We start from the raw sequence: 15663 nt of genomic DNA on the forward strand, positions 1-15663 counted from the left end.
GTGGAGAATCCATTCGATCAATTAGAATATGTCTACACAAAAACGAAAGATACTTCCTACCGCACGCGATTGGCCAGTATTGAATGGAAAGCATCGACGGATTATTTCGATGCCATCAATACCTATCACAGATCTTTGGAAAACGCTGGSATGTGTTTCCAGGATCTTCGCTTTCGCGGCAAACTCATGGTGAGCGCAAAGCAAATGGAAGAACAATTTTATGGGCACCACACGTCACTTCGGCTCCTCAATCGAATCGAGAAATTACGGGACTGGCTCATAAAACAAATTGCTGATGTGGCGAAAGTAGAGTGGCAAAAACCGTGGGTCCAAGAAAAAATGGACTTGTTAAGCGATGATGAATATCATAAAGCGCATCGGTACTTAGCCAAGAAACATGGCTATGAAAGAGAGGCGATGGCGGATTACGACATGAGTCCAAAAGCACTCGCGCAGTTGATCGTCCGTCAAAAACTCAACACTTTGCGAAAACGAATTCGAGCGTTTCAGTTTGTGGATATCAAAAAGCTTTACAGACAGCTTTTTGAAGACCCTACAAAAATGCGACGCTTCTCATCACACGAGTTGCCTCAAGAATGGCTGGCAATTTGTGAACGAACATGTGAAGCGCTCGATGAAGGCAACCTGTTGTATGAAGATGCGACACCGTACGTCTATTTAAAAGAGTTGATCCTTGGGTTCCAGACCAATCGTTCCATTAAACAAGTTGTGATAGATGAAGCGCAAGACTATTCGCCTTTTCAGTTTGGATTTATCAAACGCTTATTTCCTGCCGCGCGAATGACGGTGCTTGGTGACTTTAATCAAGCGATTTTTGCGCATGCTCGTCAAACGAATGATTTCCAGTCTCTATTGGATTTGTACGGACCTAACGAAACAACGGTCGTTTATCTAGCCCGAAGCTACCGTTCGACAAAGCCGATCGTCGAATTCACCAGAAAACTTATACCAAACGGTGATCGAATTATTCCATTTGAACGCGAGGGAGAGAGCCCTCGCTTAGAACAATTAGACAGTACAGAAGAACTTCACCAACACATCAGCAGGAAAGTAGAGCAGTTGCAAGAACGCGGCTACCAGAGTATTGCGATCATTTGTAAATCTGTTGAGGAAAGTAGTCATGCCTATGAAGGGTTATCTACTGTTCCCGATTTGAAATTGATGACGACGGGCTCTATGGAATACGAACAAGGGGTCGTTGTCATCCCGTCGTATTTATCAAAAGGCATTGAATTTGAAGCGGTCATTGTGTACGATGCATCAACGCATGTCTATGGAGACGAAAGCTTGCGCCGCGTCTTCTATACCGTCTGCACGCGAGCAATGCATCACTTACAACTCTATAGCCTGGGAGAACCCACTCCATTTTTCACCTGAATTTCCGAATTAAGATTAATAACTACAATTGAATGAAAAAATTAGTAAAGGTATTGTTTTCGTCGGTGTGCGGTCGCTCAGTCATTTCTATGCGAGGCATCCCTATAGCTGTATGTTTTATTATATCCAATCTCACATTTCGATTATTTGAAGCTTTATCAAAAAATAGAATTTGCGAGAAACCTTTGTTCCTGCATCGTTAATTTATTTTTATTGGAACAACGTACTCTTAAGTTCCTTTTGTATGTTAGAATCTTTAGTGAATATTGGAAATTAGTTAGGAGCTTAATGTAATGATTTCCCGATTAGTCTGGACACGTATATCTATATAACGATGGTCATTAATGTGATTCTTTGTTTCAGTATTGTTATATGGAGGATATCTATTTATCAAGTTCGAGAGTGGGTACTCACTCACTCGCAGAAGTTTCCTAATTATTAGGGAATAATCTTGAATAGTAAATGTGGTCAGAAATGAAGAAACGAAAATTCTTAGTAAACTACCCGGGAAGCCCTGATCCTCTGAGAGCAGAGGCTTCTTTTTCGGTTTTTTCTTTAGATGGAATGAAAGGGTAAGTAAATTGCAGATTCTATAATTTGAGAGTTGGTGTGGTTATATGAGATTTATAAAGTGGATTGTCTTATTTCTTTTTGTCCTACTATTGCCGCTTGCCGTATGGCTATGGGAAGAACGGCATGCACAAAATTTGGATATTGTTATTCTGGATAAGACCGTTCCGAACGGGGATTTGCGTGAACATAAAGGTCTGACATGGTTGCTTAATCATACCCATATTAATAAAACGAATGGAGATTCCTATAGTGAAAAGGAAGACTATGCTGGAGTGACCTTTGATGGCAAAAGTGAAAGTGTACGTGGATTGCCTGAGGATTTAAGTTCTGCTGATTTTATTTACGTCGCAGACACTTATGGAATCTATGAATCCGAGCAAGAGAAACGAAGTGATAAAATCGAGGGAGGCTTAAGCTCTGGTGAGTGGACGTCAATTCATCAGGCTGTTGATCAAAACAATGTGCCATTGATCATGGAGTTTAATTCAATCTCATCACCGACGGAACCTTTAGTGCGGAAGGAAGTATCTAAATATCTAGGTTTTGAGCAAAAAGGGTGGACAGGCCGCTACTTTAAAGAATTGTCCAATGACAACGGGGAAATACCACAATGGCTAGTTGACTCCTATGAAGCGGCTGGCAATCAAAAGTGGTCATTTGCAGGAGAAGGCCTTGTGTTCATTGAAGAGAATACAGAAATGGTCCGTGTATTGTCACTTGAAAATGGCGATGTCGATGAAGCATCCATTAACTTGATGTTTACACAAAATGGCGAGAAGAAATTTAATTTGGACGGAGAATCTCCATACAGGTATTGGTTTGATATAACCGAAGCTGTGGATGAAAATAATGTATTGGCTTATTTCGAACTCCCTGTAAATAAACAGGGACAAGCATTGCTTGACGAATGGGGAATTCCATCCCGTTTTCCGGCAGTAATTGAAAAGAAACAGGATGCGACAAGTTCGTACTATTTTGCAGGTGATTTCGTAGACACGAATGATATTCCTTCGATCTATCAATATAGTGGAATGACAAAAATAAAAGAATGGTTTACCTTCGATTTTGTTTACCCTGAACAAAGCTTCTTTTGGAAAACATACGTCCCAATGATGAAAGTACTTTTGGAAGATGTGAAAGACGTTGATAGCAAAGACAAACAGTTGATACATAAACCTTCTGTTCTTCAAAATGAACTTGGTCTGAATTACTCAGCCAAAGTAAATGGCGATCGTTTTGACGTATATACAAATGGGGAATGGAAGACATTAACGGTTAAAGGCGTCAATATCGGAATGGGGAAACCGGGAACTTTCCCTGGGGAAGCAGCTATTACAAAAGGTGAGTATGCAAGATGGTTTAAACAAATTGGAGAAATGAATGCCAATACCATACGAATTTACACGCTTCATCCCCCTGCTTTTTATGAAGCATTGAAGGAATACAATGAATCTCATGAAAAGCCGCTCTATGTATTTCATGGGGTATGGGTTGATGAAGCACCTTTGGAAGAAACACTCGATGCATTTACACCGGAAATCACGGATCGTTTCCAAAAAGAATTCCAGAAAATTACTGATGTGATTCATGGAAATGCAAAAGTTGCAAAAGAACCTGGCCATGCTTATGGGACTTATAAAGCCGATATTTCGCCGTATGTGATTGGGTGGATGATTGGGATTGAATGGTACCCATTCATGGTGGATAATATGGCAACGAAATACAAGGGAATGGACCAATATAATGGGGAATATATTCAAACAACCAATGCCGTTGGATTTGAATTATGGATAGCCCAGCAAATGGATCAATTGACTGTGTATGAAGCGGAAACGTATAAATGGACGAGACCGATGAGCTTTACTAACTGGGTCTCGACCGACAATATAGAACAACCAGCTGAACCTTTGGAACAGGAGGATTTGGCAAGTGTCGATCCAAACCATATGCATTATAAAGAAAGTCTTTCAATGCCAGGAATGTTTGCTTCCTATCACGTCTATCCATACTATCCGGATTTTTTAAATTTGGAGGAACGGTACACTGAGTATATTGACCACCGGGGAGAAAAAAATAACTATGCGGGTTATTTACATGATTTAAAAGCGTCCCATAAAATGCCTGTACTTATTGCAGAATTTGGACTTCCTGCATCACGTGGACTTACACATGTGAATCCATTTGGATGGGACCAAGGCTTCCATACCGAGCAAGAGCAAGGTGAATACCTTTCTAGTCTTTATGAGGATATTATTCAAGAAGGCATGATGGGTGGTCTTGTGTTTACTTGGCAAGATGAATGGTTTAAGAGAACGTGGAATACCATGGATTTAGACAACGCAGATCGACGTCCATTTTGGTCAAATGCACAAACGAATGAACAGAATTTTGGTCTCCTGAATTTTGATCGTATGCTCATAAAAACAGATGGCAATATAGAGGATTGGGCAGATGCAGACCCTATATACCAGTCTAGAAAAGGGCCGATTACTGCACTTTATGCCACTAGCGATGAACGTTTTCTATATGTGAGGATTGACGGCAAACCTGGGACGGATTGGCTGAAAAACACCAAACCGCAATTGCTGTTTGACGTTAACCCTGGCAGTGGAAATGATCGTGTAGATGAATTGGGAGGTGTTACTTTTAATCAGCCATTTGCTGATTTCTGGTTATCTATCCAGTCCACAGAAGAGGCAAGAATGAAAGTAGATGCTTACTACGACGTTTTCTACTATCAATACGGAATTGAACTAAATATGATGGATTCAGCAACAACAAAACCGACTAAAAACAGTGGTTTGTTCAATGAAATTCGCTTGCCGCTTAATAAAGGCATTACAAGACCGGATACAGGAGAGTCGTTCCCATTTTCTTCATATGAGACTGGGAAAATGCGTTTTGGAAATTCCAATCCTGATTCACCGGATTATGACTCCTTAGCAGATTATTATTTCGATCCATCAACAGGTGTGATGGAACTACGCATACCGTGGCTATTGTTGAATATTAAAGATCCTAGTTCCAAAGAAGTTTTTGGTGATGTATACGTCGATGGCATGTATGCCAAGCAGCAAATCGATGATATTGGAATCGCCCTTGGAGTGACGGACAATCAGGGTCAAGTAATCCAGACTTTCCCTTCAAGCACCTCAACTAGCATTAGTGTCGATGAAGTGTCTCGCTATCGGTGGGAAGCATGGGAGCTACCTTATTCAAGTGAGCGTTTGAAACAATCCTATCTAATCCTACAAGAAACATTCAGCAAAACACCATAAAAAAAGAGGTTGTGCAGCGTATGCACAACCTCTTTTTAATCTGTAGATATACCTTTTCGCTGCATTTGTCCCCATTCTGCTTTTTTGGTGAAAAAGACAATTAAACCTTCAATACGCCAAATAACCATAATTGGACGGTACCAGAAACTCTCGGTCAGAGACCAAAAGAACAGCTTCACCAAATGAGAGGCTTTAGGATACTTATGCATAGTCATCTCTTCCATTAGGACAGCAAGCGATGAAACAAAGGAGCCGTACATGACCGTTACCAGGAATAGGGTGAAAACTACTGCAGGGTCGAGGAAGTCAAATAACAACCCAAAAATAATCAGTAAATATCCCATGAATTCGAACACTGCTCCAAGCAATTCCACAAATAAGAAATAAGGAAATGTGACAAAGCCAATGGTACCAAACCTTGGATTAAAGAACATTTTTCGATGTTTATAAAGCGTTTCAGCTAAACCTGTTTGCCATCGAACACGCTGCGACCGTAAATCATTGAAAGACTCAGGAGCTTCTGTCCAGCAGACAGGATCCGGTATATATTCAATCTGGTCTGCCAGTTTTTCCTCACGAATCATTCGCTGGAGCCTGACGATCAATTCCATATCTTCTCCAACAGTACCTTCTTGGTAGCCGCCAATATGTATCACCTTGTCCTTACGAAAAACTCCGAATGCCCCCGAGATAATCAATAGCTGATTGAATCTGCTGAATCCCAAACGCCCAATCAAAAACGCACGGAAATATTCTACAATTTGCATGATGACCAAAGGTTTACTGGAGAGATCAATCACTTCTATTTTGCTTCTGGCTATCGTTGTGCCATTTGCAACACGTATGGATCCACCAACAGCAATAATTTTCCCATCTGCCGCAAGGACAGGTTTCATTGCTTTTAATAATGCATCCTGTTCCAATATGGAATCCCCGTCAATCGCACAAAAGAACGGGTAATTGGCTAAATTGATCCCACTGTTTAATGCGTCTGCTTTACCGCCGTTTTCTTTGGAGATTACGACTAAATTAGGGAATATGGGAGATTTATACACTTTAAGGATAGGCTTAGTATCGATATGCTTTCGAATTGCATGATCCACCACTACCAATCCGTACTCATCTATCAATTTGGAAAGAGTTTGATCCTTGGAGCCATCATCTACCACAATGATTTCATATTGTGGGTACTGCAAAGTCAATAATGATCGAACGGTACTGATGACCCCAATCTCTTCATTATAAGCAGGAACAATTATGGAAACGGGTATCGTACTTTCACTAATAGCCAAATCTTCCAGAGTCTCTTTTTTATCCAGTCTGCCTTCTCTTAACACTTTCCGTAAAGACAGTAGAAATAAGACAACATAGCTTAATGCCGTAAAAGACATATAAATGATAATCATTAGCGCAAAAAATTGAAACAACCTAATCCAAATATCAGACATAAGACGGAACCTCTCTATCTAGCTTTAAACACTGAGATGCCATATCTCTGGCAAACGGATCAGGATGGCTTTGTGAAAGTTCAAGCAGCTTGCTCTCACCAAACGTTTGCAATATAGCATCTGCTGTTGAATAGCGAACCCACCAAACAGGATCTCCAAGAAACTCACTAAGTTCACTTTCAAATTGTGGTAGGGTCAATGCGCCTACAATTTTTGCTGCAAACATCCGCTCTTCCCAAATTTCGGACTTGAAAAATGGTTCCAGAAACTTGGTATCTGATAAGTAGCTCATCCTGAAAATTGCTTTCAATGCTTGAATGCGCATTTCCGGAAGTTCATGAAACAATTTTTCCTCAACGAGTTGCAAATATTCCAGTTTCTTCGAAAGCCCAAAATACATTAACAAAGAACTGACAGCTTTTGAACTGCCATGAAGCGAAACATACTCAACTGCCTGTGGGATTACATCGTCAGGAAAGCGAGTAAACGCTGATAGAAAAACTGTTTCAGTCGCTGATTGATCTTTTTCTAAATACACTAAAATGGACAAATCGCCTATGGCTGCCAAGGTACGTATCAATTGTTGCTTTTCTTCGTCATGAATTTTGATTTCTTCCAGTCTTCGTTTAAGAATGGGCTGTAAAGATTCCATTCGAAAATTTTCTATATAATATAGTGCATTTACACGAGCCGGCCAAGCCCCAGTATTCAGTACTCTTTTATAGTATGAGCTTAAATAGTATGTAGCGCTCTCGCGGATCTTGTGCTGCAATCCTTCATCTGTTGTAATCGCCATACTATCACTGAACAATTTCTCTGCAACACGATACTCTTCAGGTGGAAGAGGGATATATACATCTTGATCATTATATAAATACTGAATAAACAAAGGCATGCTTTCTTTGTAAATATGGTCTTCATGCATTTCTCGCTTGCTTTTTTTCATTTTCTTGATTACTAAAAATAACAGCAGTAGCAGCTGTGAAAGAGCCAAAACAATAAATAGAATGATAAAAAAAGTAAGTAGGATATTCATAGGAATAACCTATTGACTAGACGCTGGATACGGGCCAATACCTCTTGTGGATGAAAAGGTTTCAGCATGTAGTCATCTGCGCCCGAATTGAGGGCGTGCAAAATATCTTGGTTATTTTTTCTGTCAGTCAACATAGCAATTAGCACACGTTCGGATTGCACTTTTTTCTTCACAATGTGCAGGACTTCTAAACCGTCCATTTTGGGCATTACACCATCCAGCATGACAACGTGATAATCCTGTGGTGTATACCAATTTGATTCCGTAAACTCAAAGCCGTCATTGTAGCAGTGGACACTAATATCAAAAGTATCCGATTGCCATGCAGAGAACTGCCTTTCAAGTAATGCTCGAACCATCGCATCATCATCAACAATATGTATCATTAAGCGGCTAGCGAGGGAACTGGCAAACGAATTTTCATCATACACATGGATGGAATTTCTGCCTGCTTTTTTGGCTTGTTGTAAAGCGCGGTCAGCCTGCTTCAGCAAAGTTCCGTCGATATGAGTGGAAGGAAACCATTCCGATATCCCAGCTGAAAAGGTGATATTCCAAAGTTCTCGCATCTGTTCAGCGATATCTTCTACGATATTTGCAGCAACAAGAGCTGGTTTATGGCGAATCAATAAGACAAATTCATCACTACCAAAACGGAATACGTCTGTCTTTGAACGTAGGGTCTGTTGGGCAATATGGACAAAAAATTGTAGCACTTCATTTCCTTTTTGATGGCCATAAAGATTATTGAAATCTTTAAATAAGTCGAAGTCAATGAGAACAATTGAAAAAGATTCATTGGATATTTCGTAACGATTATAAAGAGAAGACTTAGTTATATAAAATTGTTTCCTGTTGTATGCACCAGTTAATTCGTCAACGAGTAATTTATTCGTAATCGACTTTCTAAAAGCCACGCGATTTAATATAARGGGAATGAAAATATCCAAATCAATCGGTTTGCTGATAAAATCTATTGCCCCTAGTTCATATGCGCGTATTCGATTTTCTTTTAATTGATTGGAAGAGATAATCGCGGTTGGTATAGATCGATCTCGTGAAATATCTTTGATTTCCAGCAATACATCAAATCCACTTTTATCGGGCAGGTTTGCTTCAATAAGCACGAGATCTGGATTGACGGTATGGAAATATTCAATTCCTTTTGAAGCGGTCGTTGCAATTAAAACAGAAATAGAATGTCGGTCAAAAGAATCTTTCATGTCCATGACAAAATCAATATTTGGGTCAATAAGTAAAATTAACACCTCATCCCGAGGTTGAGATCTAGATTCATTTAATGGAATGTGTTGATCCATATTGTGCACCTCCAAACTTTGAATCTTAATTATAACAAAATAGGGTAAATAGAAATACATGTTAGTATGAGTCAGGCAATCTTACTACACAATTTCAGATGATAAATAATCGAATAAGTCATGAAAATTCAAGGTTTATGGAAAGCGAGTTAAAGAAACAACATAATGCATTTAGTGTAGTTATTTTAAATTATCAAATCACGTAAATAGGACACCGTTCGTAAGAAAGCAAAGGAATTTTTAATTAGGCAAGAAGAAAAACAAAGAACAGTTAGCAAAAGCTAACTGCTCCATTTGGCTCCAAAAGGTTGGATGATTTCCAATTTTAGTTTTTGCAAATTTCAACTTGATAGTCCTTAGAAGAATTTACAATAGCACAGATTTTCTGTTGTTCATCGCCAGCGACATGTCCATCTAAATAAATTTCAGATGTCGCATACTCTCCTGAATGACTTATATTATTAATCACAACATCAACATTTTTTTCTTTTTTAAAGTGTTCAATAGTCGCTAGTTTAGCTGTTTCTTTGGTTTCTGGCCACGCTTCTTTACTAAATTCATCTGGTGTACCGTAATCCATAATAAAATATACCCATGCAGCTAGGAAAAGTAACATAKCTCCACCAAATACGAATAAGCGCTTTAATAGATTTTTCTTCATTAACCTTCACCTTTCAATAGCGTTCTTACTTTGTTCACATGACCACTTTGTATTAATACAAGTCTTTTCATTACGATCGTTTACTCCTCAAAATCTTATTTTATGCTTGTTTATTATACTATTCTGGTTCGTTAGCTATTATCTTATTACGTGACACTCACATTACAAATTTGTATGCTGTTGATGAACGTCGGGGCGTTGCGTCGAATGCTGTTCCCCAGGAAAATCTCGTAATGTGTAATTAAATCAAGTTAATACAGAAATAGGAATTCAAATAAAATAATGGGTCTTCCTATTGTAGTAACCCCTATCTATGAAACCGTTGGCGATGTCATGCCACGGTTTTTTTGTTGATCTCCACTATTTCATCCATCATTTTTCATTGTCTCTTCGATTACGGATCGCAGGTTACTGCCTCATCCGGATGTGATAGGCGTACTTGTGTTGTGTTGGGTTTCCCAAAGTCTGTGCTGTCTTTGGTGATAACGATAGCATAATGGAAATATATATATATCATTTGGCTTTTGATGGAAGAAATGGTGACTCAACAAATGCAAATAGGATAAGTACTAGATTATTAGATTGGTTGACAGATAATTTATGTTGTTGTAGACTGTGGATGTTGTTGAAAGACTGATTCACAATTGAATACAACCTCACTTATATGGTGAGGTAGAGGCGCGATATTTAACAGTCCTTAGAGGAGTTTGAGAAAGCTTTGATTCTAAGGAGAAGGAAATGTCGCCGAAGTGAGTAATATTTCTCGGTATTACTTGCTGGGTCTGTAGTTAAGAACTGCAGGACTGTCTCAATAAACATCCCGGTTTATTGAGTGTGCTATCTCATTTGGGAAAAGTAGAGGATTTAGGGCAACTACGCATATTGCGACCTGAGTTCATCTCAGGTCTTTTTTTGTGGAGTTGGCCTTTTTAGTCTATAAAGACGATTTAAAACATATATCAAACAAAAGGGGAGAACTAGTCATGAGAAAAAAATCAGCCATATTTTTAACGATATTCCTTTCTACCATTTTGCTTTTAACAGCTTGTGGGACAAGCAGTTCAGAGAAAACAGGTTCATCAGAAAAGAAAGACCCATTCATAGTAGGAATGGAAGCAGGATATGCGCCATTCAACTGGACTCAAATGGATGATGCAAATGGCGGAGTGAGAATTGACGGAAATGCTGAATACGCAGGTGGCTATGACGTTGAAATTGCAAAACGAATCGCTGACAAGCTAGGTAAAGAATTGGTCATTGTCAAAACGGAATGGGACGGTCTTGTTCCAGCATTGGTTTCTGGCAAGATCGATGCCATCATTGCTGGCATGTCACCAACAGCTGATCGCAAAGGGTCAATCGATTTTTCGGACAACTACTATACTTCAGAGTTGGTCATGGTTGTTAAAAAAGGCGGGAAATATGAGGGCGCCGCTTCGATCCATGATTTCAAAGGAGCAAAAGTAACGGCACAATTAAATACATTCCACTACTCCGTGATCGATCAAATCAAAGGTGTGAAAAAGCAGACTGCTATGGATAACTTCCCGGCGATGCGTGTAGCACTTGAATCAGGAATGATTGATGGATATGTATCGGAACGCCCAGAAGGAATCAGTGCTTCCGCAGCTAACGACAACTTCGCTATGGTTGAATTTACAGATGGTTTCGAGACGTCTGTAGAAGACACGACAACTGCAGTCGGATTACAAAAAGGCAGTGACTTAACAGAAAAAATCAATGAAGCACTCGCAGAGATTTCAGATGAAGAACGTAAGGAAATCATGGATAACGCTATTAAAAATCAACCGGCAGCACAATAAGTAACAACGTGATACCGGCTGCAATAGCAGCCGGTTTTACGTTTTCCTAGGAGGACAAAAATGAGTACTGAGTGGATTATGACGATTTTATCTAATAACTGGCCGATGTTCATTCGTGGAGCAGGTATGACACTCTTGATTTCCATTATCGGGACAATTCTTGGGGCAATCATTGGATTGCTGATTGGTGTCATCAAAACGATTCCAATGCCTGAACGAGGGGCTAAAAAATGGCTATTAAAAATTATTAATACAATTTTATCTGTGTATGTTGAGTTTTTCCGCGGCACGCCAATGATCGTGCAAGCCATGGTTATCTTTTATGGATCGGCCCTGGCATTTGGCATCAGCATGGACGTATTGTCTGCGGCCATCTTCATCGTATCGATCAATACAGGAGCGTACATGGCAGAGATTGTCCGTGGGGGAATAGTGTCCGTCGATAAAGGCCAATTCGAAGCATCTCAGGCAATCGGCATGAATCATTTCCAGACAATGATCCATGTCGTCCTGCCGCAAGTCGTTCGCAACATTTTGCCGGCAACAGGCAATCAATTTGTCATCAATATTAAAGATACGGCTGTACTTAACGTCATTGGCGTTACCGAGTTGTTTTTCCAAACGAAATCAGTGGCAGGAAATAACTTCAGGTATTTTGAATCGTTCTTTGTTGCCTGTGTCCTGTATTTCATCATGACATTCACCGTCACATTAATCCTTCGATATGTGGAACGGAAACTTGACGGACCTAAAAATTACAGCATGATCGGAATGCCGGAAAATGTACTTGGTACAGCAAAAAACGGTAACCGATAAGAAAGGAGAAGTTCACATGGAAGCAGTTATTGATATACAGCATCTAAGCAAATCTTTTGGATCCCATGAAGTATTGCGCGACATTGACTTCTCGGTAAATAAAGGGGAAGTGGTCTGTGTCATTGGTTCTTCGGGATCTGGAAAGTCCACTCTTCTGCGTTGCATTAATCTATTGGAAAAACCGAGCGGCGGACAAATCATTTATAATAATGAAAACATTTTGGATAACAAGCATGATATCCATGCTTACCGAACAAAACTCGGAATGGTCTTCCAGCAATTCAACTTATTCAACAATCATAATGTCCTCAACAATTGCGTCATTGGACAAGTAAAAGTTTTGAAGCGCTCAAAGGAAGAAGCGGAAAAAATTGCGATGAAATACCTGAAAGTCGTTGGGATGGATCGATATATCAACGCGAAACCAAGCCACTTGTCAGGCGGTCAAAAACAGCGTGTAGCAATTGCACGTGCACTTTCAATGGAACCAGACGTCATGCTGTTTGATGAACCAACATCAGCACTAGATCCTGAGATGGTAGGAGAAGTTCTTAAAGTCATGAAGGAACTTGCTGAAACAGGTCTTACAATGCTAATCGTCACGCATGAGATGGAATTTGCGAAGGAAGTTTCAGACCGTGTCGTATTTATGGACAAGGGTGTTATTTGTGAAGTGGGAAGTCCAGAGCAAATTTTCAATAACCCAACACAAGAACGTACAAAAGAATTCTTAAAACGAACATTAAAAAAGATGTAAATTAATCTTTTCTAGATCATAATTACATGACAAAAAGGGATATCCGATTACTGGATGTCCCTTTTCTTATTGTCTCTCAAGTGCAGCAAATCTATGATTTTAATAGTTGAATATATTAAATAAGTTTTTAATTTTGATGTTGCGCTTAATGTGAAATCACGATTTGATTGAGGCTTTTATATTTATTTTCAAATAAAAATCATAGCTATTTCTTTTTTGGACATCTTATTAGAAAGAAAATGTTGTATGAGGTGATATCTATGATTATTGAAAGGTCGTCTAAGTGGAAAGAAGGCTTAATAAATCGATTGGAAAATCGTGAAGCTTGGGATAACTGGACGCTATATAAGATGAGTTATGACGTAGTAAAGTCGAACTTGATTACCGAATTTACCGGTCTTCAATCTCCTAAATATTTACCTAACCTGACACCATTGAAGCATCAACTCGAAGTCGCGGAAACTGTGATAGAACGCATGAATGGAAAAGCAATTCTCGCAGATGAAGTGGGGCTTGGCAAAACCATTGAAGCCGGTTTAATAATGAAAGAGTACCTCATCAGGGGACTTGTGAAAAAAGCGTTAATATTGGCTCCAGCTTCTTTAATCAATCAATGGGTGCAAGAGTTGAACCACAAATTTTATATTCCAGCCATTGCTTATCGAAAGAACTATGGTTTAGATCATTACAGTGTCGTCGTCATGAGCATGGATATGGCCAAAAGGAGCCCACATAAAGAACATATCTATGAGCAGGACTATGACTTAATCATCATTGATGAAGCGCACAAATTGAAGAATCATAAAACAAAAAACTATGAGTTTGTTCAAGATTTAAAGAAGAAGTTTTGTTTGTTACTGACGGCCACGCCTATTCAAAACAATCTATTTGAATTATTTCATTTAATCTCCTTGCTGAAACCTGGACATCTCGGTGATTATGAGACGTTTCAAGCAGCGTTTTCCGCAAGTAAACATAGCTGGGAAAATGATGATTTCTTAAAAGAATTAGTGAATCAAGTAATGGTCAGAAACCGAAGACAGGACACAGGAATTGAATGGACGAACCGACGTGTCCAAACCATTCCGATTCAGTTTACCCCACAAGAAAAAGAAGTCTACGAAATGATTTTGGAATTGAAGAATATATCGCCTGAATTTTCGAGTGCATTCACGATGATTACACTGCAAAAGGAAATGTGCAGCAGTAAGGAAGCTACTTATTTGACCTTAAACGAGATGCGTCAAAAATGCACCGATTCAAAGGCGGTTCTTTATATAGAAGAAATTATTCAAAAGTTGGTGACGCTCGAAGTCAATGCAAAAGCTGAAAAAGCTTATGACATTATTACCGAGGCAAATGATAAAGTCATCTTATTTACCGAATACCGAGCCAGTCAAGCGTATTTACAATGGTATTTACATTCTAAAGGAATCACAAGTGTCATCTTTAATGGGAAGTTCAAGGCGAGTAAACGAGACTGGATGAAGCAATTGTTTAAAGACCACGCACAGGTGCTGATTGCGACTGAATCTGGTGGAGAAGGGATTAACCTGCAGTTCTGCCACCATGTCATCAACTACGATTTACCTTGGAATCCGATGAAATTGGAACAGCGTATCGGACGTGTTCACCGGTTAGGTCAGGAACATGATGTTCATATTTACAACTTGGCAATTGAACAAACCATAGAGAATGATATCTTAGAGTTGCTCCATGTCAAAATCGATGTATTTGAGAAGGCAGTGGGTGAGCTAGACAGTATTTTATCCACATATAAACAATCCATTTGATTAGAGACATCTAGAGGAGGAATCATATGTATCCACAACAAATCCACGAATATTTAGTGAGGTTTTTTAAAGAAAACAATTGCCAGATCGTCAAAGAACATGACCACTACATCACTGTCCAATTAACCATCGATATGGACAAAAAAATCATGAACCGCCCATATTATTGGCAATACATCGAAAATACAAACATTGTTCCGAGTCCGGCTCAAATAACGTTAATTACTGATCAAAACAAATTGGAAGAAGACATCAAAGGGGAAGTTGTGCACTTCGGTTCTCCATGGCTCAATCAGATATTTCAAGCAACCAATGATCTGGGTTCATTTGTCCACATGTATGAACGGGTAWCCGGTAATCCAGGTTCCCAACCCATATTAACTCCATGGTTAGGCGTGAACTATAAAGTATCGTATTACAGCGATCAGACGAAGGAAATGCTGTACTCTTTAGGTATTAATTTGATGACAGGGGAAATGAAACACAGTTTTCAGGAAGAGATAAGTGAACTGGATTTGGATTCCACCATGCCAAAAAATGCCTTTGATTTAATGTATATTATTAAACCAATACGAGGACTAGAGCGATTGGATGCTGCAATCGAAAGCCTTATCCAGCATGACGACCACACATGGGCGGATGAGGCCAAAAGCAGATGGCAAAAGGACCGGCAAGTGCTGGAACATTTTTATGAAGCGATGGATAACAAACCGGAGTGTTACGAGATGGAGAAAAAAGCAATGGATGAGCAGTACCAAACG

The 15663-nt window shown here is 39.4% G+C and carries 11 protein-coding genes and 1 riboswitch; of the genes, 7 read left to right on the forward strand and 4 right to left on the reverse strand.

All coding sequences use genetic code 11. The features are described 5' to 3' along the window. On the forward strand, positions 1 to 1398 hold a 1398-nt coding region (gene helD / locus AC1DSB_RS04900), incomplete at its 5' end, for an RNA polymerase recycling motor HelD (protein ID WP_477585950.1). A gap of 617 nt (positions 1399 to 2015) precedes the next feature. Beyond that, positions 2016 to 5249, forward strand: coding sequence for a hypothetical protein (locus tag AC1DSB_RS04905; RefSeq protein WP_477585952.1), 3234 nt, complete (start codon positions 2016 to 2018; stop codon positions 5247 to 5249). 35 nt (positions 5250 to 5284) lie between these two features. Here the strand turns inward: AC1DSB_RS04905 and AC1DSB_RS04910 are convergent, their stop codons facing one another. From AC1DSB_RS04910 to AC1DSB_RS04925, 4 genes are all read right to left on the reverse strand, one after another. Then, positions 5285 to 6697, reverse strand: a complete 1413-nt coding sequence (locus tag AC1DSB_RS04910; protein ID WP_477585954.1) for a glycosyltransferase family 2 protein — start codon at positions 6695 to 6697, stop codon at positions 5285 to 5287. Then, positions 6690 to 7733 carry a HEAT repeat domain-containing protein gene (locus AC1DSB_RS04915; protein ID WP_477585956.1) on the reverse strand — a complete coding sequence of 348 codons (1044 nt, stop codon included), beginning with the start codon at positions 7731 to 7733 and terminating at the stop codon, positions 6690 to 6692. The genes AC1DSB_RS04910 and AC1DSB_RS04915 overlap by 8 nt, the downstream gene beginning before the upstream one ends. After that, entirely contained in the window at positions 7730 to 9052 is a 1323-nt protein-coding gene (locus AC1DSB_RS04920; protein ID WP_477585959.1) for a GGDEF domain-containing response regulator, read from the reverse strand. The genes AC1DSB_RS04915 and AC1DSB_RS04920 overlap by 4 nt, the downstream gene beginning before the upstream one ends. A gap of 325 nt (positions 9053 to 9377) precedes the next feature. Continuing rightward, positions 9378 to 9713 carry a phosphoglycolate phosphatase gene (locus AC1DSB_RS04925; RefSeq protein ID WP_477585961.1) on the reverse strand — a complete coding sequence of 112 codons (336 nt, stop codon included), beginning with the start codon at positions 9711 to 9713 and terminating at the stop codon, positions 9378 to 9380. Between the two features lie 665 nt (positions 9714 to 10378). Beyond that, positions 10379 to 10561: riboswitch (Lysine riboswitch) on the forward strand. 135 nt (positions 10562 to 10696) lie between these two features. On the opposite strand from AC1DSB_RS04925, the gene AC1DSB_RS04930 reads away from it, so the two are divergent. From AC1DSB_RS04930 to AC1DSB_RS04950, 5 genes are all read left to right on the forward strand, one after another. After that, positions 10697 to 11536, forward strand: a complete 840-nt coding sequence (locus tag AC1DSB_RS04930) for a transporter substrate-binding domain-containing protein (protein ID WP_477532200.1) — start codon at positions 10697 to 10699, stop codon at positions 11534 to 11536. A gap of 60 nt (positions 11537 to 11596) precedes the next feature. After that, positions 11597 to 12352: an amino acid ABC transporter permease gene (locus tag AC1DSB_RS04935; protein ID WP_477532199.1), complete on the forward strand. Its 756-nt coding sequence runs from the start codon at positions 11597 to 11599 to the stop codon at positions 12350 to 12352. A gap of 16 nt (positions 12353 to 12368) precedes the next feature. Beyond that, positions 12369 to 13109, forward strand: coding sequence for an amino acid ABC transporter ATP-binding protein (locus AC1DSB_RS04940; protein ID WP_016428673.1), 741 nt, complete (start codon positions 12369 to 12371; stop codon positions 13107 to 13109). A 260-nt stretch (positions 13110 to 13369) separates the two neighbouring features. Next, on the forward strand, positions 13370 to 14902 hold the full coding sequence (locus tag AC1DSB_RS04945; protein ID WP_477532198.1) for a DEAD/DEAH box helicase: 1533 nt from the start codon (positions 13370 to 13372) through the stop codon (positions 14900 to 14902). A gap of 26 nt (positions 14903 to 14928) precedes the next feature. Next, positions 14929 to 15663 (forward strand): YqhG family protein (locus tag AC1DSB_RS04950; protein ID WP_477585963.1); only part of this gene is annotated, 735 nt, incomplete at its 3' end.

The organism is Paenisporosarcina sp. P4_E4_2 (assembly GCF_056401595.1).

Excerpts from the sequence above, each read along its gene's own strand:
- AC1DSB_RS04905 (WP_477585952.1), top strand. The coding sequence starts at position 2,016 with ATGAGATTTATAAAGTGGATTGTCTTATTTCTTTTTGTCCTACTATTG.
- AC1DSB_RS04910 (WP_477585954.1), bottom strand. The coding sequence starts at position 6,697 with ATGTCTGATATTTGGATTAGGTTGTTTCAATTTTTTGCGCTAATGATT.
- AC1DSB_RS04915 (WP_477585956.1), bottom strand. The coding sequence starts at position 7,733 with ATGAATATCCTACTTACTTTTTTTATCATTCTATTTATTGTTTTGGCT.
- AC1DSB_RS04930 (WP_477532200.1), top strand. The coding sequence starts at position 10,697 with ATGAGAAAAAAATCAGCCATATTTTTAACGATATTCCTTTCTACCATT.
- AC1DSB_RS04935 (WP_477532199.1), top strand. The coding sequence starts at position 11,597 with ATGAGTACTGAGTGGATTATGACGATTTTATCTAATAACTGGCCGATG.
- AC1DSB_RS04940 (WP_016428673.1), top strand. The coding sequence starts at position 12,369 with ATGGAAGCAGTTATTGATATACAGCATCTAAGCAAATCTTTTGGATCC.
- AC1DSB_RS04945 (WP_477532198.1), top strand. The coding sequence starts at position 13,370 with ATGATTATTGAAAGGTCGTCTAAGTGGAAAGAAGGCTTAATAAATCGA.